Annotated in this window: 19 protein-coding genes and 1 pseudogene; 8 read left to right on the top strand and 12 right to left on the bottom strand. The window is 62.5% G+C overall.

The genetic code is table 11. From position 1 onward, the window contains the following. The first annotated feature begins 12 nt into the window (after positions 1-12). From treZ to BO74_RS15590, 3 genes are read left to right on the top strand one after another with little or no spacing between them, the layout of a single operon-like run. Positions 13-1,839, top strand: a complete 1,827-nt coding sequence (gene treZ, locus BO74_RS15600) for a malto-oligosyltrehalose trehalohydrolase (protein WP_496443376.1) — start codon at positions 13-15, stop codon at positions 1,837-1,839. After that, the gene (locus BO74_RS15595) at positions 1,836-6,974 is read left to right on the top strand and encodes a malto-oligosyltrehalose synthase (protein ID WP_496443374.1); all 5,139 of its coding nucleotides are present in this window, start codon (positions 1,836-1,838) and stop codon (positions 6,972-6,974) included. Before treZ ends, BO74_RS15595 begins: the two co-directional genes overlap by 4 nt. A gap of 39 nt (positions 6,975-7,013) precedes the next feature. Beyond that, on the top strand, positions 7,014-7,415 hold the full coding sequence (locus BO74_RS15590) for a surface-adhesin E family protein (RefSeq protein ID WP_496443372.1): 402 nt from the start codon (positions 7,014-7,016) through the stop codon (positions 7,413-7,415). Between the two features lie 305 nt (positions 7,416-7,720). Here BO74_RS15590 and BO74_RS15585 read toward each other — a convergent pair whose 3' ends face one another. The 4 genes from BO74_RS15585 to BO74_RS15570 form a co-directional block, all read right to left on the bottom strand. Then, positions 7,721-9,223 (bottom strand): tripartite tricarboxylate transporter permease, encoded by a 1,503-nt coding sequence (locus BO74_RS15585; protein WP_496443370.1) that lies wholly within the window; start codon positions 9,221-9,223, stop codon positions 7,721-7,723. Between the two features lie 12 nt (positions 9,224-9,235). Beyond that, on the bottom strand, positions 9,236-9,667 hold the full coding sequence (locus BO74_RS15580) for a tripartite tricarboxylate transporter TctB family protein (protein WP_496443384.1): 432 nt from the start codon (positions 9,665-9,667) through the stop codon (positions 9,236-9,238). 76 nt (positions 9,668-9,743) lie between these two features. Next, complete coding sequence (locus BO74_RS15575; RefSeq protein WP_496443368.1) at positions 9,744-10,718, bottom strand: Bug family tripartite tricarboxylate transporter substrate binding protein; 975 nt, start codon at positions 10,716-10,718, stop codon at positions 9,744-9,746. A gap of 196 nt (positions 10,719-10,914) precedes the next feature. Next, positions 10,915-11,922 (bottom strand): 2-hydroxyacid dehydrogenase, encoded by a 1,008-nt coding sequence (locus BO74_RS15570; protein WP_496443366.1) that lies wholly within the window; start codon positions 11,920-11,922, stop codon positions 10,915-10,917. Between BO74_RS15570 and BO74_RS15565 the strand changes: the two genes are divergently transcribed. Beyond that, positions 11,906-13,066 (top strand): LysR family transcriptional regulator, encoded by a 1,161-nt coding sequence (locus tag BO74_RS15565; RefSeq protein ID WP_496443364.1) that lies wholly within the window; start codon positions 11,906-11,908, stop codon positions 13,064-13,066. The genes BO74_RS15570 and BO74_RS15565 overlap by 17 nt on opposite strands. Before the next feature lie 52 nt (positions 13,067-13,118). On the opposite strand, the gene BO74_RS15560 is transcribed toward BO74_RS15565, so the two are convergent. Further along, a complete protein-coding gene (locus BO74_RS15560; RefSeq protein ID WP_496443362.1) occupies positions 13,119-14,969 on the bottom strand; it encodes a sensor domain-containing diguanylate cyclase in 1,851 nt (616 codons plus the stop codon). 179 nt (positions 14,970-15,148) lie between these two features. Between BO74_RS15560 and BO74_RS15555 the strand changes: the two genes are divergently transcribed. Continuing rightward, a complete protein-coding gene (locus BO74_RS15555) occupies positions 15,149-16,087 on the top strand; it encodes a M14 family metallopeptidase (RefSeq protein WP_496443360.1) in 939 nt (312 codons plus the stop codon). A 241-nt stretch (positions 16,088-16,328) separates the two neighbouring features. Here the strand turns inward: BO74_RS15555 and BO74_RS15550 are convergent, their stop codons facing one another. Both BO74_RS15550 and BO74_RS15545 read right to left on the bottom strand, forming a co-directional pair. Next, on the bottom strand, positions 16,329-16,880 hold the full coding sequence (locus tag BO74_RS15550) for a putative metalloprotease CJM1_0395 family protein (RefSeq protein WP_496443358.1): 552 nt from the start codon (positions 16,878-16,880) through the stop codon (positions 16,329-16,331). An 82-nt stretch (positions 16,881-16,962) separates the two neighbouring features. Then, positions 16,963-17,151 carry a hypothetical protein gene (locus tag BO74_RS15545; protein WP_496443356.1) on the bottom strand — a complete coding sequence of 63 codons (189 nt, stop codon included), beginning with the start codon at positions 17,149-17,151 and terminating at the stop codon, positions 16,963-16,965. Between the two features lie 196 nt (positions 17,152-17,347). Between BO74_RS15545 and cobT the strand changes: the two genes are divergently transcribed. Next, positions 17,348-18,400, top strand: coding sequence for a nicotinate-nucleotide--dimethylbenzimidazole phosphoribosyltransferase (gene cobT, locus BO74_RS15540; protein ID WP_496443354.1), 1,053 nt, complete (start codon positions 17,348-17,350; stop codon positions 18,398-18,400). 68 nt (positions 18,401-18,468) lie between these two features. Here the strand turns inward: cobT and BO74_RS15535 are convergent. The 5 genes and pseudogenes from BO74_RS15535 to BO74_RS15515 form a co-directional block, all read right to left on the bottom strand. After that, positions 18,469-19,216, bottom strand: a pseudogene (locus BO74_RS15535) (IS3 family transposase); the annotation flags it as partial. Between the two features lie 88 nt (positions 19,217-19,304). Further along, on the bottom strand, positions 19,305-20,228 hold the full coding sequence (locus BO74_RS15530) for an SMP-30/gluconolactonase/LRE family protein (protein ID WP_496443352.1): 924 nt from the start codon (positions 20,226-20,228) through the stop codon (positions 19,305-19,307). A 36-nt stretch (positions 20,229-20,264) separates the two neighbouring features. Next, the gene (locus BO74_RS15525; RefSeq protein WP_496443350.1) at positions 20,265-21,227 is read right to left on the bottom strand and encodes an ABC transporter permease; all 963 of its coding nucleotides are present in this window, start codon (positions 21,225-21,227) and stop codon (positions 20,265-20,267) included. Positions 21,228-21,254: 27 nt separating this feature from the next. Beyond that, positions 21,255-23,138 (bottom strand): sugar ABC transporter ATP-binding protein, encoded by a 1,884-nt coding sequence (locus BO74_RS15520; RefSeq protein WP_496443348.1) that lies wholly within the window; start codon positions 23,136-23,138, stop codon positions 21,255-21,257. A gap of 55 nt (positions 23,139-23,193) precedes the next feature. Further along, positions 23,194-24,177 carry a substrate-binding domain-containing protein gene (locus BO74_RS15515; RefSeq protein ID WP_496443346.1) on the bottom strand — a complete coding sequence of 328 codons (984 nt, stop codon included), beginning with the start codon at positions 24,175-24,177 and terminating at the stop codon, positions 23,194-23,196. 286 nt (positions 24,178-24,463) lie between these two features. Between BO74_RS15515 and BO74_RS15510 the strand changes: the two genes are divergently transcribed. Next, a complete protein-coding gene (locus BO74_RS15510; RefSeq protein WP_496443344.1) occupies positions 24,464-25,720 on the top strand; it encodes a GAF domain-containing sensor histidine kinase in 1,257 nt (418 codons plus the stop codon). Then, complete coding sequence (locus tag BO74_RS15505; RefSeq protein ID WP_496443342.1) at positions 25,717-26,445, top strand: response regulator transcription factor; 729 nt, start codon at positions 25,717-25,719, stop codon at positions 26,443-26,445. The genes BO74_RS15510 and BO74_RS15505 overlap by 4 nt, the downstream gene beginning before the upstream one ends. Positions 26,446-26,718 lie beyond the last annotated feature (273 nt).

The raw sequence follows: 26,718 nt of genomic DNA, 5'->3' as shown, positions 1-26,718 counted from the left end.
TATCACCATGCGATGCCATTTGGCAGCGAATTCCGGCCCGGAGAGGGTGTGTGCTTCCGCCTCTGGGCACCGGGCGTCGCCGCAGTGCGGCTGTCGTTGGCCGACGGAGACGTCTCGCTGCCCATGGAAAAGGACCGCGCCGGCTGGCACACGCTGACGGTTCCCGACGCTGGCGCCGGCACCCGCTACGCCTTCGTCCTGCCCGACGGCCTGCGTGTGCCCGACCCCGCCTCGCGGTTCAACCCCGACGACGTGCACGCCCCGTCCGAAGTCATCGACCCGCAGGCCTTCGACTGGCCCGAAGACGGCTGGCGCGGCCGCCCGTGGGAAGAGGCGGTGATCTACGAACTGCACGTCGGCACGTTCTCGGCCAGCGGCGACTTCGCCGGCGTCATTGAGCGACTCGATGACCTGGTCGACCTCGGCATCACCGCCATCGAGCTGATGCCGCTCGCCGACTTCCCCGGCCATCGCGGCTGGGGCTACGACGGGGTGCTGCCCTTCGCCCCCGAATCCGCCTATGGCCGCCCGGACGACCTCAAGCGCCTGATCGCCGCCGCGCACACCCGCGGCCTGATGGTCCTGCTCGACGTCGTCTATAACCACTTCGGGCCGGAAGGCAACTACCTGCACGCCTATGCCCGCGAGTTCTTCAACCCGCGCCACCACACGCCGTGGGGCGCGGCGATCAACTTCGATGGCCCGCACAACCGCGCGGTGCGCGACTTCTTCATCCACAACGCGCTGTTCTGGCTGGAGGAATACCGCTTCGACGGGCTGCGCCTCGACGCCGTGCACGCCATCTGCGACGACAGCGCGACACACATCGTCAGCGAAATCGCCGCGGCCATTCGCCGTGGGCCCGGCCGTGACCGGCACGTGCACCTGATCCTGGAGAACGAGGACAACACGGCGCACTACCTCGAACGCAAATCCGGGCGTGCCGGAAACTCGGCCACGGCCCAGTGGAACGACGACATCCACCACGCCTTCCACGTGCTCGCCACCGGCGAGACGGACGGCTATTACGTCGATTACGCCACCGATCCGGCCGGCCATCTGGCCCGCTGCCTGAGCGAAGGCTTCGCCTTCCAGGGCGACCCGTCACCGTTCCGCGACGGCGCCCGACGCGGCGAACCGAGCGCGCACCTGCCGCCCGGCGCCTTCATCGACTTCCTGCAGAACCACGACCAGATCGGCAACCGCGCCTTCGGCGAACGCCTCTGCCACCTCGCGCCGACCGCCGCGCTCGACGCGCTGACGGCCGTCCTGCTGCTCGCGCCGCAGCCGCCGATGCTGTTCATGGGCGAGGAATTCGCCGCGGCGCAGCCTTTCCTCTTCTTCTGCAACTTCGGCCCGGAGCTGGCGCAGGCGGTGACCGACGGCCGCCGTCGGGAGTTTGCCCGTTTCGCGAGATTCGCCGACCCGGCCGTCCGCGAACGCATCCCCGACCCGAACGCCGAGAGCACCTTCGCCGCCTGCGTGCTCGACTGGGATGCCCGCGAACTTCCGGGCCATCGCGAACGGCTAGCGCTGCATCGGCAACTGCTCGCCCTCCGCCAGCGCCATCTCATGCCCCGTCTTGCCGGCATGACAAGCGGTCAGGCAAATGTCACCCGCCTGGGCGAACGGGGCCTGTCGATCAGCTGGACGCTCGGCGACAAAAGCCGCTGGACCTTGCTCGCCAACCTCGCCAACCTTCCTGTCGCCCATGCGCCGGTCCACGACGGGCGCTGCGTTTTCGCCGTTCCCTGGTGGAACCCGGCGCCGCACGGCGGCTACATCACCCTGCCGCCCTGGTCCGCGGCCTGGTTTCTGACGGAGCCCGAACACCGATGACGACGTCCACGCACACCGATCCACTACTCTCGCTGGCCCGACGCTGCGGCCTGAGCGAATCCTATTCCGACATCTACGGCACGCGCCATGCGACGTCGGAGGAAACCCGGCGCGCGCTGCTCGCCGCGATGGGCATCGACATCGAAGCGACACCGCCCGAGCAATGGCTGCAGCGTCTCGAAGACGACGAGTGGCGCCAGCCGCTGCCGCCGGTTTGCGTGGTCCGTTGCGGCGAGGCGCCGACGATCCGCGTCAGCCTGCCCGGCGCCGGGGCCTCGCACCCCGTGCCGTGGTCGATCGAACTGGAGGACGGGCAGCGGCTCGACGGCCAGTTCATCCCGACGGAACTGCCCGCGCACGGGCGGCGGCGCGTGGACGACATCTCCCGCGTGCGCCGCCAGGTCGAGTTCCCGCCCATCGACCGCCCCGGCTATCACCGGTTGAAGCTGCACCTGCCCGACCAGGTGGCGGAGATGTCGCTGATCGTCGCGCCGACGGACTGCTACCGGCCTGAGGCGCTGTCCGGCGAAGGTGCCGAGGCCGGTCGCGTGTGGGGTCCCGCAGTGCAGCTCTACAGCCTGCGCTCGCGCCGGAACTGGGGCATCGGCGACTTCACCGACCTGCACACGCTCGTCGACATGACCGCCGAAGCCGGCGGCGGCATCGTCGGGCTCAACCCGCTGCATGCGCTGTTTCCGCACGATCCGGCGCGCATCAGCCCGTACAGCCCGTCGAGCCGCAGCTTTTTCAACGCGCTCTACCTCGATGTGGAGGCCATCCCCGAACTGAACGAATGCCTGCCCGCCCGGACGCTGGTGGATTCGCCGCGCTTTCAGGCCCGCCTGCGCAGCCTGCGCGCCGAGGAACGGGTCAACTACCCGGCCGTCGCGGCGGCCAAGCGCGAGGTGCTCGACCTCGTCTTCCGGCACTTCTGGGACGAGCACATCACCCGGAACAGCGGGCGCGCCGGCGAGTTCAACGCCTTCCGCGCCGCCGCCGGCGACCTGCTCGAATCACTGGCGCGCTACGAAGCACTGCAGGCACATTTCTGCGCCGAAAACCCTGCGATCTGGGGCTGGCCGGTGTGGCCGGCAGCGTTCCGCGACCCGCACTCACCGGAGGTCGCGGAGTTCGCCGCCGCGCATGCCGAAGCCGTCGCCTTCCACGCCTGGCTGCAGTGGCTCGCGGCCTCGCAACTCGACGCCGTGGGGCATCGCTCCTGGCAGCGCGGGCTGGGCGTCGGCCTCTATGGCGACCTCGCCGTCGGCGTCAATCCCGGCGGCGCCGAAGCCTGGCGCTGGCAAGACGTGTTCGCCCACGGCGCCTACGCCGGCGCGCCGCCCGACCTGCTCGCGCAGAACGGGCAGGACTGGGGCCTGCCGCCGTTCATCCCGCACCGGCTGCGCCAGGCGGCCTACGCGCCGCTGATCGAAATCCTGCGCGCCAACATGCGTTACAACGGCGCCTTGCGCATCGACCATGTGATGGGGCTCTACCGCGTCTTCTGGGTACCCGCCGGCCAATCGGCGGCGAACGGCGCCTACGTGCACTACCCGGTCGACGAACTGCTCGGGATCGTCGCGCTGGAAAGCCAGCGCAACCGCTGCCTGGTCATCGGCGAGGATCTCGGCACCGTGCCGGAAGACTTGCGCCCGCAGCTGGCCGAACGTGCGATCCTCTCCTACCGTCCGCTGATCTTCGAGCGCCAGGCCGACGGCGTCTTTACTCCGCCCGCCGACTATCCAAGGCAAGCGCTGGCCTGCGTCAGCACGCACGACCTGCCGACGCTCGCCGGCCTGTGGCAAGGGCTGGACATCGATCTGCGGGCGAAACACGGTCTGTACGCCACCGACGCGCTGCGCGCCGACGAGGTCGTGGCCCGCGCGCAGGATCGCGCCCGCCTGCTGATGGCGCTCGAACACGAGCAGCTGCTGCCCGAAGGCGCGAGCGTGCACCCGGTCGCCCAGCCGGAGATGACCCTGCCGCTCGCCGCCGCCTTCCACGCCTACCTCGCCCGGACGCCGAGCATGGTGCTGATGGTGCAGCCGGAAGACATCCTCGGCCTCGTCGACCAGGCCAACCTGCCGAGCACCCGCGACGACCAGCATCCGAACTGGCAGCGCCGCCTGCCGCTCGACCTGGAGGAATGGAGCGGCGACGCGCGCTTCCAGCGCATCGTCGAGACGCTCCGGCACGAGCGCGGCACCGCCGTCACCCCGCACCCGGAACCGGCCGCGCCGCTCAAGGTGGCGACGATCCCGCGCGCGACGTACCGCCTGCAGTTCAACCGCGACTTCACCTTCGCCCAGGCCACCGAACTCGTCCCCTACCTCGCCGAACTCGGCATCAGTCACTGCTACGCTTCGCCCTACCTTAAGGCGCGGCCGGGCAGCGGCCACGGCTACGACATCGTCGACCACGCCACGCTCAACCCGGAAATCGGCACGCCGGAGGAATTCGAACGTTTCGTCGAAACGCTGCACGCCCACGGCATGGGCCAGATCCTCGACATCGTGCCCAACCACATGGGCATCATGGGCGCGGACAACGCCTGGTGGCTGGACGTCCTGGAGAACGGTCCGGCCTCGGCCTGGGGACGCTTCTTCGACATCGACTGGAATCCGCTCAATCCGGCGCTGAAAGGCAAGATCCTCCTGCCGCTGCTCGGGGAGCATTACGGCACCGTGCTCAACCGCGGCGAACTGCGCCTCGCCTTCGACGCGGCGCGCGGCGAATTCAGCCTGTTCTACTACGAACACCGGCTGCCGATCGACCCGGCCACCTACCCGCAGATCATCGGCCATCGTCTCGACCACCTCGGCGCGGTGCTCGGCGAGACGAACCAGCATCACATCGAGCTGCTCAGCCTGCTGACCGCCTTCAGCCACCTGCCGGGCCGCCTCGACGACGAGCCGGCGCGCCAGGCCGAACGCCAGCGCGACAAGGAGGTGCTCAAGCGGCAACTGGCGGTGATCTACGCCGCCTGCGCCGACATCGCCACGCACATCGACACGGCGCTCACGGAACTCAACGGCACGGCCGGCGACCCCGCGAGCTTCGACCTGCTCCATGAGCTGATCCAGGCGCAGGGCTATCGCCTGGCTTTCTGGCGCGTCGCCTCCGACGAGATCAACTACCGCCGCTTCTTCGACATCAACGACCTCGCCGCGCTGCGCATGGAGGAACCGGCGGTCTTCGAGGCGACACACCGCTTTGCGCTCGACCTCGTCGCGCACGGCAAGGTCGACGGGTTGCGCATCGACCATCCGGACGGCCTCTACGACCCGGGCCAGTATTTTCGCGGCCTGCAGGAACACATCGCCGGCCGGCCGCTGCAGCCCGACGACCCGCTGCCCGCCTATCTCGTCATCGAGAAGATCCTCGCCGACCATGAACGCCTGCCGGAGGACTGGACGATTCACGGCGGCACCGGTTACCGCTTCTCCAGCATGGCCAATTCGCTGTTCGTCGAGGCGGCCAGCGAGCGGCGCATCACGCGCATCTACCGCGACTTCATCGGGCGCCACGAAACGATCGAGGCGATGGTCCACGACGCCAAGGGGCTGATCATGGACACCGCGCTGGCCAGCGAACTCGCCGTACTCGCCAACCGCCTGACGCAGATCGCCGCGGCCAGCCGCGACACCTGCGACTTCACCCTCAACAGCCTGCGCGAGGCGCTGGCCGAAGTCGTCGCCTGCTTCCCGGTGTACCGCACCTACGTCGGCGACGACGGCGTCTCGGCCGACGACCGGCGGCACATCGATTGGGCGATCGGCATGGCGCGCAAGCGCAGCCTGGCGACCGACCTGTCCATCTTCGACTTCATCGCCGGCGTGCTGACCACCGACATCGCCCAGGGACGAAGCGACGACTACCGCGCCAGGGTCGTCGATTTCGCGATGAAATTCCAGCAGTTCTCGTCGCCGGTGAAAGCCAAGGGACTCGAAGACACCACCTTCTACCGCTACCACCGCCTCGCCTCGCTCAACGAGGTCGGCAGCGACCCGCGGCGCTTCGGCATGAGCGTCAACGCCTTCCACGCCAGCACCCGGGCCCGCGCCGCCCGCTGGCCACACAACATGCTCGCCACCTCGACGCACGACAGCAAGCGTTCGGAAGACGTCCGCGCGCGCCTCAACGTGCTCTCCGAAATCCCCGCCGGCTGGAAACTGATGCTGCGCCGCTGGTCGCGCCTCAACCGCCTGCGCAAGCGCCGCGTCGACGGTGCCACCGTACCCTCGGCGAACGACGAATACCTGCTCTACCAGACGCTGATCGGCACCTGGCCGCCCGGCGATCCGGCCGCCATCGACCTTGACGCCTATCGCCGGCGGATCGTCGACTACATGATCAAGGCCGTGCGCGAGGCCAAAGAACACAGCAGCTGGGTCAACGTGAATGCCAGCTACGAACGCGGGCTGGAGGAATTCATCACCGCCCTCCTCGCGCCGATCGAGAAAAACCCCTTCCTCGCCGACTTCATTCCCGTCGCCACCCACCTCACCCGCCACGGCTACTACAACGGACTGGCGCTGACGCTGCTCAAGCTGACCTCGCCCGGCGTTCCCGACATCTACCAGGGGTGCGAACTGTGGCAGTTCAACCTCGTCGACCCGGACAACCGCCGTCCGGTCGATTTCAACCATCGCCGCGACCTCCTCGGGCTACTCCGCGAAGACTTTGCAACCCCCGAGGAAAGCTGGCCGGCCCGGCTCGCCGCGCTGATGGACAACCTCGACGATTCGCGCCTGAAGCTCTACATCACCTGGCGCACACTGCAGCTGCGCGCCGCCAGCCCCGAGCTGTTCGCCCGTGGCGACTACCTCCCGCTCGACGTCAGCGGAACGTACGCCGAGCACGTCTGCGCCTACGCCCGCACGCAGGGGGAGGGAAACGGCAACGCCATCATCACCGTCGTGCCGCGTCTGACCCGCAAGCGGCTCGGCGAGCAGGATGCGCCGCCGACCGGACCGGCGGTCTGGAACGACACCGTCATCCACCTGCCGGATTCCCTCGCCGGACACTCCTGGCGCGACGTTCTCTGCGGCACGTGCATCGCCGAAGCCACCACGCTCGCGGTCGGCGACATTCTGGCGACGCTTCCGGTCGGCTTGCTGAAAGCGCAGACGTAGTCTGGCAGCCGTCATGACCGCGCGGTAGAATCGCCGCCCATGAAAAAGCTGCGACAGATCATCGCGCTGGCGCTGGTTCTTGGCTGCGCCAGCGCCCTCGCCGAATGGACCGAGATCGACCGTTTCGAGGACGGCACCCGGATCTACGTCGACCGCGGCAGCACGCAACGGAATGGCGACATCAGCCAGGTGCAGCACCTCGTCCGCTGGGGCGAAGCGCAGGCCGACCCCGGCCAGGCGCCGTATCTGTCCACGCTCGTCCGCACCGCCTACGACTGCGCCAACATGCACGAGAAATACCTCGCGTCGACGTCCTTCGCCGGCCCGATGGGCGACGGCGAGCGTGTTGTCGCCGACGAGGACGCAGCGCCGAACTGGGCTTCGATCTCCGAAGGCTCGATGGAGGAAAAGCTCTGGCAGATCGCCTGCGGGGTCGACTGAGCCGCAGCAGCCAACGCTTCGCCGCGCCGCGGAGGCGCGGCAGGTCACCCTGCCCGCCTTCTGGCGACGCATCAAGGCCCTGAAGACCTGGCTCGGCGTGCCGCTGGCCGAGCAGTGCTGTCAGTTCGGCGGGAAACCGGATGACTCCAGTCAGTCAGGGACGTGCTGATTTAGTGAAGATTCGTCATTCCGGCGAAAGCCGGAATCCATAAAATTCAACGAACTGGACCCCGGCCTTCGCCGGGGTGACGAATAGTTCAGCGTTTCCCTGGTGCGCGGTCGCCGGGAACAGCCTGCGACCGACATCACTTGCTTTGCATCTCTTTCGCTTTCAACACCGCGCCGTACTTGCTCAACAGATGCTTGGCGATCGGCCAGATGAGCGAAATCACTGCGGCAAAAATGAATGTCGCGGCAATCGGATGAGAGAGGAAGATCGAGTAATCACCGTGACTCATCACCAGGCTCCGGCGCAAATTTCCCTCGGCCATCGGCCCGAGAATGAGCGCAAGCACGATCGGCGACAGCGGAAACTCTCCCTTGATGAGCAGGTAACCGAAAACGCCCGCCACAAACATGACGACGATATCCAGATAATTGCCGTTGATCGCGAACGAGCCGATGACGCACATCAGCATGACGATCGGGACAAGAACCGGACGGGGAATCTGAACGATTTTCGAGAAGATTCTTACCCCCGAAAGCCCCATGACCAGCATCACCACGTTGGCAATCATGAATCCGGCGAAGAGCGTATTCACGACCAGAGCCTGCTCCACGAACAGCTGCGGGCCGGGCGTCAGGTTGAATACCATCAGAGCGCCAAGGATCACGGCGGTATTGGCGTCGCCGGGAATACCCAACGTCAGCAGAGGGATAAGCGCACCGCCGGTCGTCCCGTTGTTGGACGCCTCGGGAGCGGCAATGCCTTCGACGATCCCGGTGCCGAAGCGCTCCGGATGTTTGGACAGGCGCCGTTCCATATCGTAGGAGACAAACGCGCTGATATCACCGCCCGCGCCGGGGATCGTTCCGATCATCGTTCCGGTAACCCCGCCCCGCAGGATCGTCGGCAGTATCTTCTTCAGATCCGCGACCGAGGGAATGGCGCTGGTTATTTTTGCACTGACCTTGACCTCGTGATACAGCTCTTCCATGGACAGGAAGCACTGGCTCATGGCGAACAGGCCAACCATCACCGGAATGAACGACAAGCCGTTCATCAGAAAGATGGTATCGAACGTAAACCGGGAGAGCCCCGAAATGTTGTCCATCCCGATGAGTGCCAGAATCAGTCCGAGCACCCCGCTCATCAGCCCTTTCAGGAGGTTTTTCCCGCTGATGCTGGCAATGATGCTGATGCCGAAGAGCGCGAGGGCGAAGGTTTCCGGCGCGCTGAACTTCAACGCAATTTCCGCCAGCTGCGGCGCAATGAGGATCAGGAAGATGCCACTGATGATCCCGCCGCCCGCTGATGCGACCGTCGAAACTCCCAAGGCTCGACAGGCCTCTCCGCGCTTCGTGAACTGGTAGCCATCGAGAACGGTCGCCGCGGCAGACGGCGTTCCGGGCGTGTTGATCATGATGGCGGTGATCGAACCGCCGTAGATCGCGCCGACAAACTCGCCGATCAGCAACATCATGCCGACGGCGGGTTCAAGCTGGAAGGTAAAAGGCATGAGCAGGGCGATGCCCATGGTCGACGTCAGTCCGGGCATGGCCCCGATGGAGATACCGGCGGCAACTCCACAAAAGATGGCCAGGAGTATCTGCCACGACATGATATTGCTCAATACATCCATCATCATGGTCGTATCTCCTCAGAACATGCCCGAAGGCAGTTGAACTTCCAGAATGGTCGTAAAAATGGCGTAGCTCGCTGCCGTCGTGACGCCGGAGGTCAGGATGAGCGACCTCCACCTGGTCATTTTGAAGTAGCGGAGAATAGCCACCAGGTAGAGCGGCGTGGCAATCAGGAACCCAAAGACCAGCAACCCGCCGAGATAGGCCAGGGTGACGCCTGCGGCGACAAACACGATGCTGTTTGCCCTGGAGAAAATGCCCAGAGGGGCGTCGCTCGCCTCACGCGAGGTCATGATCAGGATCAGCGAGAGGGCGATGAGCACGCACGACAGAATCGTCGGGAAATAACCGGGCCCCGGCACGTTGTCGATCTGCCCGGGAAACGACTGGGCTGAATAGAGCACATAACAAGACAAGGCGATAAAGAAGATCGCGACCCCAAAATTCATCTTTTTCACAGCACCCCCTATAAGCAAACGGACATCGGGGACTCCCCCCGATGTCCGTACAGCGACAACCCTTTTGCTACTTCTTCAGACCCAGCTTGGTGGCCTGCTTCGAATACGCTGCTTCTTCCCGCTCCATCATGGCGTAGAAGTCCTGTGAATCCCTGAAGTCCTTGGCGAAATGCTTGGTCGCCATGAACTCGGTGACTGTCGGGTCGTCCAGAACGGCCTTGAAGCCATCCCGCAGGATCGTGACAACCTCTTTCGGCGTGCCCTTCGGAACGCCGAATCCTCTCCAGATGGTGAACACCAGATCCTTGAGCCCCAATTCTTCTGCCGTCGGGACATCAGGAATTTCAGCCAGACGCTTCGGCGCCAGAACTGCCAGGATCTTCGCCTTTCCCGCTTTCACCTGGACTTCGACTTCCTGCGGTGTCACCGGAACCGCGTCGACGTGACCACCGGCCAGCGCAACCACCGCCGAACCGCCGCCTTCGAACGGAATGTGGTTGAACTGGATGCCGGCTTCGGAGGCAAACGCGGCCGCGACGAAGTGCCAGATTCCGCCGACACCGCTGTTGCCGACCTTGACTTCACCCGGATGCGCCTTGGCATAGGCGATGAATTCCTGCAACGTGTTGTAGGGCGCGTCGGCACGAACGGTAATCGTGCCGTAGGACGAATTCACGTTACAGATCGGTTCAAAGCTCTTGTAGGTGAAATTCACCTTCGATACCTGAGGCACGGTGAGCAGTTCGGCGACCAGGGCGGTCACGTTGTAGCCGTCCGGCTTCTCCGACGACCCGGCGGCAAAACCGATGGCGCCCCCCGCTCCGGTCTTGTTGGTCACGATGACGGTCTGGCCCAGCTTTTCCTTCAGCGGGCCGGCCATCGCTCTCGTCAGCAGATCGGTCCCGCCGCCCGCAGACACAGGCACCGTGATCACGACCGTCTTCTTCGGGAAATCCACTTTCTTCTTGGGCGCATCCGCCGCAAAAGCCAGGTTGGCGGTTGCGAACACGGCGGCCGACATCAGTAGCGTGAATCTTTTCATCTTGACTCTCCTCGTTGTTGAACGACTGGTAAAACTCCACTGCAAAACGCTTGATCGGCTAGGGTGAAAAACCGCAGGAAACACCGAAACATTCGTCCCCCCGCGAAGGCCGGGGTCCAGTTCGTTGAGTTTTCTGGATTCCGGCCTTCGCCGGAATGACGAATCTTCAATACATCAGCACTTCCCTCACTCCCGATCACCGATAATTCACCTCCGGGTTGACACAAGTGGGCAGCGGCTTCCTGGCCAGCCCCGCGAGCAGGTTTTCGGCCGCCAGACACGCCATCGCGTCACGCGTTTCGTTGTTCGCCGTGCCGATGTGGGGGGTAATCAACAGATTGGGGAGGCTTAGCAGGGGGTGACTGGCCGGCAGAGGCTCGGGATCGACGACATCGAGCGCGGCATACGCGATCTTTCCGTGCTGGAGCGCATCGCAAAGGGCATTGGTATCGACCAACTCGCCACGGGCGGAATTGACGAAATACGCGGTGGGTTTCATCCTGGCAAACTGCGCCGCCCCGAACATTCCCCTGTTTTCGGGCGTCAGCGGCGCCATCACCAGAACAAAATCAGCCGAAGCCAGCAGATCGTCGAACTCCGCGTACGTCACATTCAGCTCAGCCTCGTCCTTGCGACGCACGCAGTCGCTGTAAATCACCTTCATCCCGCTGGCCTGGGCGCGTTTGGCGACGGCGGCACCGATCCTGCCCAACCCGACGATTCCCAGCGTTTTTCCATACAGCGCCACGCCAAACGGCAGTTCCGCCCGCTCCCAATTCCCGGAACGCACCCAGTTCCATCCCTCATGAATCCGTCGTGCGGCGGACAGCAGGATCCCGAAGGCGATATCCGCGGTCGATTCAACCACTACGCCGGGGGTGTTGCTGAAGGGCACCCCGCTTCTCGTACACGCCGCCACATCCGTGTTGTCGAATCCGGCCGCGGCCTGGGCGATCACGCGCAAGTTCGGCGCATGCGAAAGCAGTTCTGAATTGACCTTGATACCGTGCCCGGTCATGAAAAGACCTTCTGCATCCTGAAGCCAATCAAACAGCGTCTCTTCGGGGATTGCATTCTTTTCATCCCAGTGCCTGATTTCGCAATGCGGCTCCAGCATCCTGAGCGCAGCCGGCCGAATGAATGTGGGAATAACCACCTTGTATTGAGTCTCCAGACACCCCTTCTGTTTGAATTTCAAGCACATGGAGAATCGACAATTCGGCCGTCCCGAGCTCGACCCAAGCACACCTCAAGGCCGATCCTTTACACCACTATTGTTTTTTCCCTCGAACATTTGCATGCAATCTTATGGGGCAAATAGATGCACGTATAATGGTTTTTATCTATACATCCATAACAAATTTCATATGATCATGCGAGACGGTTCCAGCGCCGATTCCGGCGCGCGGTCGAGCGGAACGAGAGCCATCCTGAAGACCTCGATCAGGCAAATCCTGCTTCTGAACGAGATAAGCGAATTCGGGAATCTGGGGCGCGCGGCGAACTCGATGCACATGACACAGCCTGCGGCGAGCCACCTGCTGCAGCAACTGGAAGAGAAGCTGAATGTCAAACTTTTCCAGCGCCTGCCACGCGGGATGGTGCCGACCATTTATGGCGAAGTCATGATACGGTATGCAAAAAGCGTCATCCACGACTTCGAGCACGCAGAAGCCGAAATCACCGAATTGTCGAAAGGAGCGACCGGATTCGTCCGCATCGGCAGTGTCATCGAACCCGTCCCCAAACTCCTGACGAAAAGCCTGCTCGCCTTCAAGGCCGAAAACCCGCGCGTACGGATATCTCTTGACGTGGGCACCAGCGACACCCTGCTGCCCTCATTGCTCCAGGGCGACCTTGATCTGGTCCTGTGCCGCATCCCCGACCAGTTTCACAGCCAGGATCTGGAGATCGTCTTTCTGGAAGCCGGCGAACACATGAGCGTGATTGCCCGGCCAGGTCATCAACTGACAAAAAAGCCAAAGGTAGTCTTGTCGGATCTTTTCGGCCTGACCTGGATCCTGCACCCCGTCGGCAGCCCGATTCGTTTGCGGATCGAAAACATCCTGATGCAGGCGAGAATGACGTCGGAACTGGATATTCTGGAAACCGCGTCAATCCTCGCGACGACCGCCATGATCGGGGAATCGGACATGATTTCCGTCGTCCCCCGCGACGTCGCCGAACACTACGAGGCGTACGGCATGGTGACGATACTGCCCGTGGAACTCCCGACCCTGATGGTCAATCCGGGGATCATCACGAAGAAATCAAAACCGGTCTCTCCTGCGGTACAGAAATTCATCCATCATCTGCACCAACAAGAGAGCATCACGAGCAAGGACTGACAAATCCTGGCCGGATGAACTTCATCAGACAAAAAAAGACACCGTCACGTTCTCAGGCAAAGCCCTGTTCGACCCGATTCCGCCCGTTTTCCTTCGCCCGGTAGAGCGCCTTGTCGGCCATCGCAATCAATTGCGCCGCGCCGTGGCGCTCATCCGGAACGAGAACGGCGACACCGAAACTCGCCGTCACCACGCCCGTCGATGAAGCTGCGTGCGTTATCGCCATCTGCTCGATCTTCCGGCGCAGGATTTCGGCGAGGACCACGGCCTCCCGCGCGTCGCTATGGGCGGCGATGATGGCGAATTCCTCGCCGCCGTAGCGGGCGACCAGATCGCTCGGGCGGCGCGTATTTCCTCTGAGCTCATTGGCGAGCCGGATCAGGCAATGATCTCCGGCCAGGTGGCCGTAGTGATCGTTGTAGTTCTTGAAGTGATCCACGTCGAGCATGAGCAGCGCGACCGGCTCCTTGAGACGTCGGGCGCGTGCGACCTCCCGGGCCAGCACTTCATCGAAATGGCGCCGGTTCGCCACGCCGGTCAGCCCGTCGGTATTGGAGCGTTTCGCCAACTCGGCATTGGCGAGTTCAAGCTCGGCCGTGCGGGCGGCGACCTCTTTCTTCAGATTGTCGGCATGGTCCCTGACGCTGTCCGCCATGAGGTGCAAGGCGCTGGACAGCGACTCCACTTCCTCGATCGGGCTGGGGACACGATCTGCGTTGTCCCACTCGTGATGTCCCAATCGTGTTGCCCTGTCTCCCAGTTCCACCAGCGGCCAGGCCACCCAGCGGCTGACGAAAACGCTGAGAACCACGCAGGCGAGAAACAGCGCCGCGCTGATGAGCAGAACGTTGAGCGGAAGGCTGCGCAATGGCTCGTCGAACTGGCTTTGCGGCAGCATGTTGGCAATCGTGATCGTGGGGCCATCGGGCAACGGGTATTGCCACCAGTCGAGCAGATAGCTTTCACCATTGACTGTCCGAAGCGTTCGCCCGCGCGATTTGGCCATCTCGCCAATCACCTTGCTGGCGGAACGGATGACCGGGTTCTGGCTGTCGATCGCCTTGACGCGGACCGTTGCATCCCCCTTTCGCTCGTAAATCCGCTCCAGCATCGACGTCGCGAGCAAGTAACCGCCTTCGTCGAAGAGAAACGCCTTCCCGCCGAGTTCCCGAGTGATGTTTGCCAGCAGCGTGCTGAGTTGCACCAGGGCAACATCCGCCGTCAGAACCCCGGCGAACGCGCCCTCTTCGTCATGAAGCGGCGCCGCCATCCCGATCCCCATGGCATCGTAGTAACCCGCCGCATCGTCGATCCGGTACTGATACACCGGATACCAGCCCACCGCGTTACGCTCCAGGGCGGCCTTGAACCACGGGCGCTCCCGGGCGTCGAAATTCGCGTTCCCCCGCGAGATGAGCGGACCTCGCCGTTTTCCTGCCTCGACCCGATACATGGACATGACGCGACCGTCCGCCTCGGTTGCCTGAAGCAGGCGCAGTTTTTCCCGCTCTTCGCCCACGGGCGGGCGACTGGCGGCGAAATACTCCCCTTTGGCGGTGCCCACCGAAAGGAAGGTCAGCATCGGCTGCTGCCCCAATTGCAGCAGGAAATTGGTCTGCATCTCAACGGGCCGGCCGACATCCAGCACACCGGCGCGGAACTGCTCGACGTTATAGCGAACGACGAGGCGGGGAACCTCGAAGAACTGCAGAACCTTGTCAAAGACCCTTGCGCTGACTTCGCTGGCCAGTTGTTCCTGGAACTTGGCGGCAGACTCCCGTGCCGTCCGGTAGGAAAACCAGGCCTGAACGGCAACGGCGGGCAACAGCACGAGCAGAAGCGCCGCGACCAGAAGTCGTTGCAGCTTGATGCGACGTTTGCCGGAAGAAGCGATCAGGGACATGGCACTTCTTTTGGATCAGGAGCTGCAACTATAGGCGCATCCCCATCGATGAAACGAGGCATTCGTCACACCTCACCGGACTTTTCCCGCGGCTCCTGGTGCATTTTTGCCATTTCGACTCGCTGACCGATCACTCGCCTCTATACTGCCTCGCCTACGTCATGCCACGATCCGCCACCATGTTTCTCGACATTCCCGACATCACGCCCTACCGCACCGGCACGGACGGCCTCGCCTATGTGCACACCTTTCGCAGCGGCCGGCCCGGCCCGCACGTCTGCATCAACGCATTGACCCACGGCAACGAGATCTGCGGCGCCTGGGGCGTCGCCGCCCTGCTGGACGAGGGCCTGCGCCCGGTCGCCGGCACGCTCAGCCTGAGTTTTGCCAACGTCGACGCCTTTTCGCGCTTCGACCGCAACAACCCCGACGCGACGCGCTGGGTCGACGAGGACATGAACCGTGTCTGGGACGAAGCCACGCTAGACGGCCCACGCCAGTCGCGGGAACTCAAGCGCGCCCGCGAAATGCGCGGCTTCTTCGACACGGTGGATTTCCTGCTCGACCTGCATTCGATGCATACGCCCGGCCCGGCGCTCGGCCTCTGCGGTGCGACAAAGGGCGGGCTCGACTTTGCTCGCCGGCTCGGCGTGCCGGAGTATCTCGTAATCGACGCGGGACACAGCGCCGGCAAGCGGCTGCGTGATTACGCCGGCTTCGGCGACGAAGGCAACCCGCGCCTGGCCTTGCTCGTCGAGTGCGGCTATCACTTCGACGCGGCGGCGGTGACGATGGCCCGTCTCGCCAGCCGCCGCTTCCTCGACGTCACCGGCGCCTGTCCCGGCCTGTGTCCCGACGCTCCATTTGCCGAGGCAAAGGCAGTGCGCATCGTCGACGCCGTGACCATTCGCCACCCGGACTTCCGCTTCACCCGCGAGTGGGATTCGATGGACACCGTCCCACACGCTGGAACTGTTATCGCCTACGACGGCGACACACCGGTAGTAACCCCGTGTAACGACTGCGTACTGGTCATGCCCGCGCCCGAACGCTACCAGCTGCCCGGCATGACGGCGGTACGCCTCGGGCGATGGGAAGATGGCAACGTGGGGGCCTGAGGACGTGCTGATTCATCCCGGATTGACCATTCGCCATTGTTTTTGGCTGTTTGTAACCATTGGCGTGGTTGGTCGCTGAACCGCAGGGTTCCGCCCCTGACGCGCGTGTAGCTTTTTCTTGGCAAGACAAGAAAAAGTACCTCGCCTGCAGGCGAAACACGTCACGTCAGTAACCACCCACGCCTGCGGTCACAAACAGACAAGAAAAAGGGCGAATCGACAATCCGGGTCTATCGAAAATTCACGTGTACACATCCAGGCCGACGGAGCGGCTCTCACGATCATCGGTATAAGCGCGGATCGCACCGGCACTGCGCGATTCGCCACTGTCCTCATTCCCGCTCTGAATCTCCCGTGCCTTCTCCATCCGGGCTTCTTGCTCCATCCGGGTAGCCTGCGCGGCCACCGCCCTGTCCTGCCCCGAGGGACCAGCCGGCGCCAGCGCAGCGGAACGGATCTGGCGAGCCCGCTGGATGGTTTCGTCGGGTGTCCGTCCCGGGGACGTTGAAATCTGGACTTCGCCGCCGACCGCGTAATTGACCCCGTCCGGACCTTTTTGATAGGTAAAACTCGCGCCGGAAGTCACCAATCCGCTGCCCGCGGCGATGTGCGCCAGTTCATGCTGCCGGACCTCGCGGTCCCGCGCCTGGAGTTTGCTGACGACCGCCTGTTCTTCGGACGTCAGCTGCTGGTTTCCGCCCGACGAACCGCGCGCCCTCGGCGTAATACTCGTCGATGCGTAACTGCTTGCAGCGCTCGAAACTCCGGAAACGTTCATTGCGGATACGATCAATGCGGCACCGAGAGGAGGTGCCCGTACCCGTTATCTTAGTGTCTGGCCGACGATCCGCAAGAAACGCCGGCCAGCATGACGATCAGTAGAACCCGAGCTTGAAACACGGGACAGCATCGGACAGCGCCGACGCGATGAGGATGAACTCGCGCCCGATGGCGTCGATACCAATATGAATCGCCTTTTCTCCCAGGCTCATGGTGGGTTCGACGTAGCTGGCGCTGTCGAGGAAGGCGGTCGCCTGATCGGCGGGAAGGGTCTGCATTTCCATGAAACGATCTCTTTGAATTGCGTGAAGATGAACAAAAAAAACGCCGATCAAAGTTGCTGATCAGCATTTAGCGGCGGATTCTACCAAAAAATTCGTTCGTCGACAGAGCCGGAACACCTCGCCAGATTGCGGATTTCCACGACGAGAAAGAAGAGGCAGGAACGTATAATCGCCGCTTTGTCCGGACGTCCCGACCATGCCGCTCCAGTTCACCATTCGCCCCGCCAGCCGCGACCTCGATGCCGCCCTCCAGCACAAGATCGACAACAAGACCAAGCCGCTCGGCTCGCTCGGACAACTCGAAAAGATCGCGCTGAAGGTCGGGCGGATCCAGAACACGCTCTCGCCGAACCTCACCAACCCGCACATGCTGATCTTCGCCGGCGATCACGGCGCGACGACGGCCGGCATTTCGGCCTACCCGCAGGATGTCAGCTGGCAGATGGTGGAGAACTACCTGCGCGGCGGCGCCGGTGCCAATGTCTTCTCCCGCCTGCACGGCATGGAGATGGTGGTCATCGACGCCGGCGTGGCGCACGAATTCGGCGAGCGCGAGGGCCTGATCAACGCCAAGATCTCACCGACCGGCACGCGCAACTACCTCGTCGAACCGGCGATGACGCGCGAGCAATGCGAAACGGCGCTGGCGCGCGGCGCCGGCTTTGTGCGAGAGGCGGTGGCCAAGGGCTGCAACGTGCTCGGACTGGGCGAAAAGGGGATCGGCAACACCGGTTCGGCTTCGCTGATCACCCACCTGCTGACCGGCGAACCGCTCGAAACCTGTGTCGGACGCGGCACCGGGCTCGACGACGCGGGTCTGGCGCACAAGCGCGCACTGATGCAGAAGGCACTCGACCGCGCGCAGTTGCCTGCCGACGCCGACGTGATGACCGTGCTAACCGAATTCGGCGGGTTCGAGATCGTGATGATGGTCGGCGCCTATCTTGCCGCCGCGGAAGCCGGGGTCACGATCCTCGGCGACGGCGTGATCGCCACCTCGGCCCTGCTCGCCGCCGCACGCATCGACCCGAACGTTCTCGACTATGTGGTCTTCTGCCACAAGTCGGCGGAAGCCGGCCATGCCGTGCAGTTGCGCGCGCTCGACGCCGACCCGCTGCTCGACATCGGCATGCGCCTCGGTGAAGGTACCGGCGCGATGGTGGCCTACCCGCTGCTGCGCGCAGCGATGGCCTTCATGAACGAGATGGCCAGCTTCGAGTCGGCGGGCGTCAGCAAGAACGTGCGCTGAGGATGACTCTCCATACGAATAATCCTGGAAAACTCTGACGTAGGTCGTCAACCGAAGAGTCCACCGGGTTAAGCAGCTATCTTTTTTGCATAGTATTTTTGGTTAAAGGCAGCAGGAGAAAGATAGCCAAGACGGGCCTGCTTGCGAATTCGGTTATAGAAGATCTCAATGTATTCGGTGATTTCTCTCTGAGCCTGTTCGCGGGTGGAGAAACGCCGGTGATGTACCAGTTCGGTTTTCAGAGTTCCCCAGAAGCTTTCCATCGGGGCGTTGTCCCAACAGTTCCCTTTACGGCTCATGGACGTCTGCATGCCGAATTGCCGCAGCAGCTTCTGGTAAGCATGAGCGCAATACTGGCTGCCGCGATCCGAGTGGTGAAGCAGCCCTTCCTTTGGTCGCTTGGCAGCAACGGCCCGGAACAACGCTTGCATAACCAGAGGCGTGGTCATGCGCTTTGACATGGCGTAGCCCACCAGCTCGCCACTGAACAGATCCTTGACGCCCGCCAGATAGAGCCAGCCCTCATCCGTCGGAATGTAGGTGATGTCCGTTAGCCGCTCTCCGATACGTCCAATACTCGGCACAAGACCGCCACAGGGTGCTGATGTCGCAATTGCTCGATTCGTGCGTATTTCACCGCGACTCCTTCGCGAAATACGCCGCGCACTTTTTTAGCAGATCGCGCTCCAGCTTTACTTCTGCCAACTCTTTGCGTAACCGCGCCAATTCCATCTCCGTCTCCGTGGGCGGCCGCTGCCCTTGTCCGACCTTTGGCAAGGTGCCTGACCGGGCCGCTCTGACCCAGTTGCCCAGACTAAAGAGGCTCAAAAAAAAAGAGCGCAAGGAAATTCTTTATGCATAACACAGAACAAACAAAAGACACATAAAATCTCTTCGTCATTTCTTATAATGATGGTCTCAACGCGCCTGCCGCATTCACGAAGATAGCGTACAGAGACGTCGTTCCACAGATGAACAAACGGTTGCGCTGAACACCGCCAAAACAGACATTGGCCACGACCTCCGGAACACGTATTTTCCCGATCAGGCAGCCATCCGGCGCGATGCAATGCACGCCGTCGCCGGCCCCAACCCAGAGGTTCCCGTCGGTATCGATGCGGAAGCCGTCGTACAGATCGACGCTGCATTCGGCGAAGACCTCGCCGCCGCTTAAGGAGCATCCATCCGCACCGACGGAGAATCGACGGATATGTCGCCACCCCGTCGGAGAGTGTGTGTATCCCGTATCGGCGATGTACAACAAACCTTCGTCTGGAGAAAAAGCCAATCCGTTGGGCATCTGAAAATCGGTAGCGACGGCTCGCAGCTCGCCCGACGCCGGATCGAGGCGCCAGACGTGGCAACCGTCGACCTCGTGCGGTGCGGGGTAGCCCTCGTAGGCGGTATCGATGCCATAACTGGGGTCGGTGAACCAGATGCTCCCGTCCGACTTCACCACCACGTCGTTCGGCGAATTGAACCGCCAGCCATCCCCGCCAGCGCAAAGCACCGTGCGCGAACCGTCGTGCTCATAGCGCGAAATGCAGCGCCCGCTGTGCTCACAGGCGATCAGGCGCCCTTCCCGATCAACGGTGTGCCCGTTGGCGTGAAACGATGGGAACTGGAATACGGAGACCGACCCATCCGTTTCGTCCCAGCGCATGACCCGGTTGTTGGGGATATCCGACCATACCACGTAGCGTCCGGCCGCCAGATACGCAGGGCCTTCGCTCCATCGGCACCCGGTGAAGAGCTTTTCGAGATGCACGTTGCCCATGGCATGGCGGCGAAAACGCTCGTCGATGATTTCGAAACTGTCGGTAAGCATGGAAGGTTCCCCTTTTCCCCTTGTAAGGCCGATTGATCAGCGGGTCGTCCGGCGCGCCATCAGCCGCTCGATCAGCACAGCGCCGATGATGATGCCGCCGATCGCGGCGCCCTGCCAGAATGGCGAAATACCCAGAAGATTCATGCCATTGCGGATCATCACCATGATGAAAACGCCCATCAGCGTGCCGATCACCGAACCGCGGCCGCCGAACAGGCTCGCGCCACCGATGACCACGGCAGCAATCGCGTCGAGCTCCATCCCGTTGCCGGCCAGCGGATCGATGGACAGCAACTGACCGGCAATCAACGCCACGGACAGCGTCGACATGGCGCTACAGATCACATAAACCAGTATCCGGTAGCGCGTCGCGGCGAGACCCGCAATGCGCGCGGCTTCGATGTTCGAACCGATCGCATAGATCGTGCGCCCGCCTTTCGCCCAGGTTAGATAGACCCACGCGATGGCATAACAGGCAATCAGAATGACGACGTTCATCGGCACACCAAGCGTGCTGCTATCAACCAGACGACCGAGCGACTCGGGCACATCGGAGATCGACTGCTGTCCTGATACGACATACGCCAGACTGCGACAGATCGCCATCATCCCCAGCGTTACCACGAATGGCGCCAGGCCAAACACGGCGACCAGCACGCCAGCCATGAGACCGATCAACGCGCCAGAGACGACAGCCACGAACAGGGCGACCGGAATCGGCATCTCGCGCATGGCCAGACCGAGAATGATGCCGGTGAATCCGGCGACCGATCCAACGGAGAGATCGATGCCTCCTGTGAGGATCACGAACGTCATCCCCACGGCGACGACGCCGATGACCACCGACTGATCGAGCAGATTGAGCAGGTTGTTTGTCGTCAGGAAATACTCGGAGGCCAACGACAGGATCAGCCCGAGGACAAGAGCCAGCCCCAGCATGCGGAACTCGATCGAGCGAGAAAGACGGGCAAGCAATGATGTCGATTTCGTTGAAGGCATAGAGAAAATTCGTATCAAAAACTCATATCAAAGGGTCAGCACAATGTTTTCGTTGTCCTGGCGAGCGATGTCCCCGGCAATTGCCTCGCGCAATCTGGCAACTTGATCTGGCGAAAAGTCGGATTGGAATGTCAGCCCGATAACGCCCAGATCGTGCCCGCGCGCATTGCCAACCCCGAGCAACAGGGTTGTCGTACCGTCCGCCTCGGCGACGACACCGCGATTTGCCGCCTGAGCGAGCGCTTGGGGCACCCTCGTCTGGGCAATACGGCTCACCGCGCCGGAGGAAAACCCGAGCGTCGCCGCAGAATCCGGCGATGCCGCTAGACAGATCAGGGACTCGGCATCGACGATCGCCCAGAACACCGCAGCACCGTAAGTAGAGGCCATGCGATCGATCCACGCCCGCTGGTCCGCCATCGAGCTGCGCGGCGCCGCCAGCATCAGCAATTTCTGCTCGTCGAGCATGGCGGCGGGAACCGCGCCGATGGAGCAGCCATCGCTGATCGGCACGACGCGGTCGCACAGATCGATCAGTTCCTGGAAATCCGACGAAACGACAAGTACGGACACGCCCTCGGCGGCGACTGCGCGCAACAATTTGTAGATGGCGGTACGCGCGCCGATATCGATCCCCTTCGTCGGCTCGTCGAGCAACAGCACGTCCGGCTCGAGCAAAAGCCAGCGCATCAGCAGGACCTTCTGCTGCATGCCTCCGGAAAAGCTGAACATGCTCTCGTCGTCGAGGCGATGCGGCGGCAGATCCAGCTTGATCGCCAGCTGCGCGGCACGCTCGCGAAAACTCTCATAGCGGATCCACGACGAACGCTGCGCCGACAAGGCGGCCACCAGCAAATTCTCGCGCACCGACAAATCCGGCAGAATGCTCTGCGCCCGCCGATCCTCGGCGAGGTAACCCAAGCCAGCACGAATCGCATCCAGCGGGTATTTGGCCCGGAACGGCTTGCCGTGGAAATGGATCTCCCCATGCTGGATGGCGCGCAGGCCGAAAATCGCTTCCAGCGTTTCGGAGCGGCCCGCGCCGACCAGACCGCCGAGCCCGAGAATTTCTCCTTGGTGCAGCGTGAAGCTGACATCCCGCACCAGCGGCCCGGCCTGCAGATTGATCACGTCGAGGACGGCATCGCCCTTGTCCGAGTTTTCGCCGACCGAATCGCGCTGAACGGACTCGACATCGCGACCGATCATCAACCGGATCAACTCGGCCTGCGAAAGGTCAGCCGTCCGCGCCCCCTGCGCCGCGACCCCGCCATCCCGCAATACCGTAACCCGATCGGTGATCGTGAACAACTCCTCCAGCCGGTGCGAGACAAAGATCATCGCCCGCCCTTCCGTGCGGAGACGGCCCATGACAGCAAAGAGTTTGGAGGTTTCTGACGGACTCAGCGAGGTGGTCGGCTCATCAAAGATGATCACCTTTGCATCCAGCGCCAAGGCCCGGGCGATTTCTACCAGTTGCCGATGGGCCGCCGAAAGATCGCCAGTGCGATCCTGTGGATCGATCTCGTCGTCGACGCCCAACTGCGCCAGGATTTCCGAGGTCTTCTGCCGCAATTCGGCAAATTTTGCACGCCCCTTGCTGCCATAGAGAGGCAGAAAGACGTTCTCGAAAACAGGCAAATCAGGGGCGAGGCTGGTTTCCTGCATGACCATCGCCACCCCGGCTTCCAACGCCTCGCGTGGCGAGCGGAAATCGCAGACGCGGCCATTCAGCATGATCTGGCCGCCATTTGGCTGCAGATGACCGGCGATCAGCTTGGAGAGAGTGGATTTCCCGGCACCGTTGGCCCCGAACAGGGCGTGAACTTCACCGGACTGCAATTCGAAATCGATGCCATCGAGGACGGTCACGGCACCGAAGCGTTTGATGATTCCTTGTGTGGTCAGCATGGCGCGGCTGGCCGGGAGGGGTGACGAAATGACTCCCGCTCCCGGCAGTGGCGTATCAGGGGTTGTTGGCAAAAACGTTGAGCTTGATCTGGTCGGCCTTGGTCTCGGCCGTTTCCTTGGTCACGGCCATGATCTCGACCATTTGCTCCTTCGGCGGCGTCCCTCCGGCCAGTTTGTCGGTGAGCAGTTTGGCGGCCGTTGCCCCCATCAGATACGGTTGCTGCATCCCGGAACCGACGATGGTGCCGTCCTTGATGGCCTGCAACAATTCAGGGGTGCCATCGAACGCAGCCACCAACACATCTCCTTGGCGCCGCGCCGCTTTTACCGCCCGCGCCACACCGATGGCCTGCTGGTCCGACTGGACAAAAATCAGGCGCAGAGCCGGGTTGGCTGTGAGCATGTCCTGTGCGAAGCGGAAGGATTCATCCGCCGTAAAGGTCTTCATCTGCTGCATCGGCACTTCCTTGGTCACGCCGACCGCCTTCATCGCTTCACGGAATCCTTGCGTACGCAACTGGCCGTTCTTGCGGGACTGCGGGATGGCGATGATCCCGTACGAGCCCTTCGTCCAGCCCTTGGCCTTGAGCGCAGCCCCGGCGGCATCACCGATAGCGCGCGCGCCGGCGAGGTTGTCGGAGGCGACGAAACTGACATAGTTACCGCGCGTGGTACCGATATCGCAGATGACTACCGGCACACCCGCCTTCTCCGCCAGTTCGAGCACGCTCGGCGCGGTCGAGCTGTCCGTCGGCGAAATGACGATACCAGCCGCCCCCTTCGCCAACGCATCCTGGGCATTCTTGAGTTGAGTGCCGCCGTCGTTGTTTGAATCCAGGGTCGTCAGCGTGTAGCCGGCTGCCTTGGCATTCGCCTCGACACCACTTGCCACGTAGCGCCAGAACGACACGTTCAGCGACGGCGTGATATAGACAAGACTCTTGCTCTCCGCTGAAGCCACTCCCGCCGATAAGCCGACGGAAACAATCGCACAACTCGCCAAGGTACCCAGCAGATTACGAAACAGCTTTTTCTTCATCGTTGCCTCCAGAAAAAGAACGCCATGAATCAATTTGGGGACAGGCTCAGGCCTTCCTGCATGGCGACCCTTTCCCGTCCAGACAGTGTCGGCGCAATTGTGCGACGTTCGCTCCCCCGCCACGTATTGTTGTTTTTTCCGCTCGACGCCGAAACTATCACACGATGGGCAATCGCGGATTAAGCGTCATGCGCGAAGATTTTTTGCGGGAACCCGCAAAAAAATGCCGGATTCTCCGCTGGCGCATGGCACACTGAATATTGATACTGCGTAAAAAAAGCCTGCCATGCCGAACACCACGTCACCCGTCGACCTGACCAAGGTCCTCTCCATCCAGCGCGCGATCGCCGGCCAGCTCGATTTTCGCGCGGTGATCCGTGCGGTATCCAACGAGATCATCGGGCTGCTGCCCCACGATCACCTGGATGTTGCCGTCCTCAGTTACGACCGCCTGCAAGTGGCAGCCTACGAGACCGGGCTCCACACCGAATGGGACGCCGGCACCAGCGCCTTCAAGCCGGTTGTCGAAAGTCCGATCCGTGACCTGTTGCGCGGGCTGGTCGACCATATCGTGACGGCCGACGCGCAGACGGACCCGCGCTTTCATTTCGCCGGAGCCTTTTCCCAACCGATCTTCTCTGCCGGCTTGCACAGCCGCCTGCATGTCCCGCTCAAGGTTGAAGGTCGCGTCATCGGCTCGCTATCGTTCTCGACACAGGAAATCGGCACCTACACCGACGGCGAGGTCGAGGCAGCCAAGGTTGTTGCGGACATCCTGTCCTCCTACCTTTTTTCACTGCAGCAAAGCGAACTGGCGCGCCAGCGTGAACTGCAGCAGATGGAAGCCGAAGCGCGCGCCGAAGGGTTACGGATTGGCGCATTGCACCTGACGGAAGAACTGGAAAACGCACGCCAGGCCATCGGCATGGATCTTCACGACCAGACGCTCGCCGACTTGACCCGGATTTCCCGCAGCCTCAAACGTCTCCTGCCGCGTGAGAGCATCCGCGGCGTGGATCTGCAGCCGATTCTCGAGGAAGTCGAACATTGCGTACGCGAATTGCGCGTGATCATCGACAACGCAAAACCCTCCGTGCTGCAATTCTTCGGCTTCGGCCAAGCCGTCGAGGCACTGCTCGAACGTAGCGTCCGCGCCGAATCATCGCTGCTCGACTACCGGCTGGTCGACGACGGCAATTCCGGCATCGAGGACTTGCCAAGCAACACGCTCGTATCCCTCTACCGTATCGTTCAGGAAGCCATCAACAATACCGCCCGCCACGCAAATGCCTCGCGCATTGACGTCGAAATCAAGCGTTCCGGGGCAACCATCCGAATCATGGTGACCGACAACGGCAGCGGACTCCCCAAGGCCTCGAGCCTTCGCCGCGGCGGCCTCAGCAACATGCAGACGCGGGCTTCGTTGATCGGCGCGACCTTTTCGGCAACGCCGTCCCCGGACGGCGGGGGCACCCGTCTTGAAATCGCACTGCCAGAAAGCATGGCCAACCGTCCCACGGTTGCTTTGGACACATCCCGATGAGTACCTACCTGATCGTCGAAGACGACATCCTGCATCGCAACTTCCTGCGTGAGGTCGTGATCAACTCCGAACTCGAATGCACCCAGTTGATCGAGGCTGCGGACGGCGAAGAAGCCATCCGGCTCGTTCGCGAATACACGCCGAAGGGCATCGTCATGGATCTGCAGATGCCGAAGAAGACCGGCGTCCAGGCCGCGCGTGCCATCTGGGCCGCACAGCCGGACGTCCCCATCGTCTTCTGGTCGAACTATGACGACGAAGCCTACGTTCGCGGGATCACCAAAATTGTCCCGGCGTGCGCAACCTACGGCTACATCCTGAAGACATCATCGAAGGAGCGACTGAGGCGGTCGATCCGCTGTGTTTTTCTGGAGGGCCAGAACGTCGTCGACCGGGAAATTCGCGGGGTGCAGCAGCGCAGCCAGGGCCGTTCGGACGGTCTGACCGAGTCCGAATACGAGGTCCTGCTCGACATCACCATCGGCCTTACCGACCAGGCCATCGCCGAACGCAGGAACATCTCGCTACGTAGCGTACAGGGGCGGCTACAACAACTCTACGGAAAGCTCGGCGTCATCGAGATGCCCTCGCTCGCCAGCGGCGCAGCGCAGTTCAACAGCCGCACCCGCGCGATCGCCGTGGCCCTCATGTCGCGCCTGATCAACGAAAAATCAATCGAAGCCGCCGAACTTGATTTCTGCCGCGAAGGGAGCACTGACGACTGACGCGTCACGGGATGTAACGCAGACGCGATTCATGCAAACTGCTTGCGGAATCGCACCTTCCTGACCGCCTCAAATCAATCCACTGCTGACGTATGCAGTATCAGAAGCACTATGGCCGGTGACCGAGTAAACCTGCCGTAGAAAAGCAACTAACAACCGACGGCACATCGCCCCATCTTCTAAGGAAAGGCCGAATAAGTACCAAGAACAGTGAACGATTCTTTTGTCATGGAGTCTGACTGTAGAAGCTGATCACTGGGACTGAAACGATGA

The organism is Propionivibrio pelophilus DSM 12018 (genome assembly GCF_059569095.1).
This window is presented reverse-complemented; position numbering and strand designations above follow the sequence as displayed.

Bases quoted from the DNA above. Each gene is read 5' to 3' on its own strand.
- treZ (WP_496443376.1), top strand. From the start codon at position 13: ATGCCATTTGGCAGCGAATTCCGGCCCGGAGAGGGTGTGTGCTTCCGC.
- BO74_RS15595 (WP_496443374.1), top strand. From the start codon at position 1,836: ATGACGACGTCCACGCACACCGATCCACTACTCTCGCTGGCCCGACGC.
- BO74_RS15590 (WP_496443372.1), top strand. From the start codon at position 7,014: ATGAAAAAGCTGCGACAGATCATCGCGCTGGCGCTGGTTCTTGGCTGC.
- BO74_RS15585 (WP_496443370.1), bottom strand. From the start codon at position 9,223: ATGATGATGGATGTATTGAGCAATATCATGTCGTGGCAGATACTCCTG.
- BO74_RS15580 (WP_496443384.1), bottom strand. From the start codon at position 9,667: ATGAATTTTGGGGTCGCGATCTTCTTTATCGCCTTGTCTTGTTATGTG.
- BO74_RS15575 (WP_496443368.1), bottom strand. From the start codon at position 10,718: ATGAAAAGATTCACGCTACTGATGTCGGCCGCCGTGTTCGCAACCGCC.
- BO74_RS15570 (WP_496443366.1), bottom strand. From the start codon at position 11,922: ATGTGCTTGAAATTCAAACAGAAGGGGTGTCTGGAGACTCAATACAAG.
- BO74_RS15560 (WP_496443362.1), bottom strand. From the start codon at position 14,969: ATGTCCCTGATCGCTTCTTCCGGCAAACGTCGCATCAAGCTGCAACGA.
- BO74_RS15555 (WP_496443360.1), top strand. From the start codon at position 15,149: ATGTTTCTCGACATTCCCGACATCACGCCCTACCGCACCGGCACGGAC.
- BO74_RS15545 (WP_496443356.1), bottom strand. From the start codon at position 17,151: ATGGAAATGCAGACCCTTCCCGCCGATCAGGCGACCGCCTTCCTCGAC.
- cobT (WP_496443354.1), top strand. From the start codon at position 17,348: ATGCCGCTCCAGTTCACCATTCGCCCCGCCAGCCGCGACCTCGATGCC.
- BO74_RS15530 (WP_496443352.1), bottom strand. From the start codon at position 20,228: ATGCTTACCGACAGTTTCGAAATCATCGACGAGCGTTTTCGCCGCCAT.
- BO74_RS15525 (WP_496443350.1), bottom strand. From the start codon at position 21,227: ATGCCTTCAACGAAATCGACATCATTGCTTGCCCGTCTTTCTCGCTCG.
- BO74_RS15520 (WP_496443348.1), bottom strand. From the start codon at position 23,138: ATGCTGACCACACAAGGAATCATCAAACGCTTCGGTGCCGTGACCGTC.
- BO74_RS15515 (WP_496443346.1), bottom strand. From the start codon at position 24,177: ATGAAGAAAAAGCTGTTTCGTAATCTGCTGGGTACCTTGGCGAGTTGT.
- BO74_RS15510 (WP_496443344.1), top strand. From the start codon at position 24,464: ATGCCGAACACCACGTCACCCGTCGACCTGACCAAGGTCCTCTCCATC.
- BO74_RS15505 (WP_496443342.1), top strand. From the start codon at position 25,717: ATGAGTACCTACCTGATCGTCGAAGACGACATCCTGCATCGCAACTTC.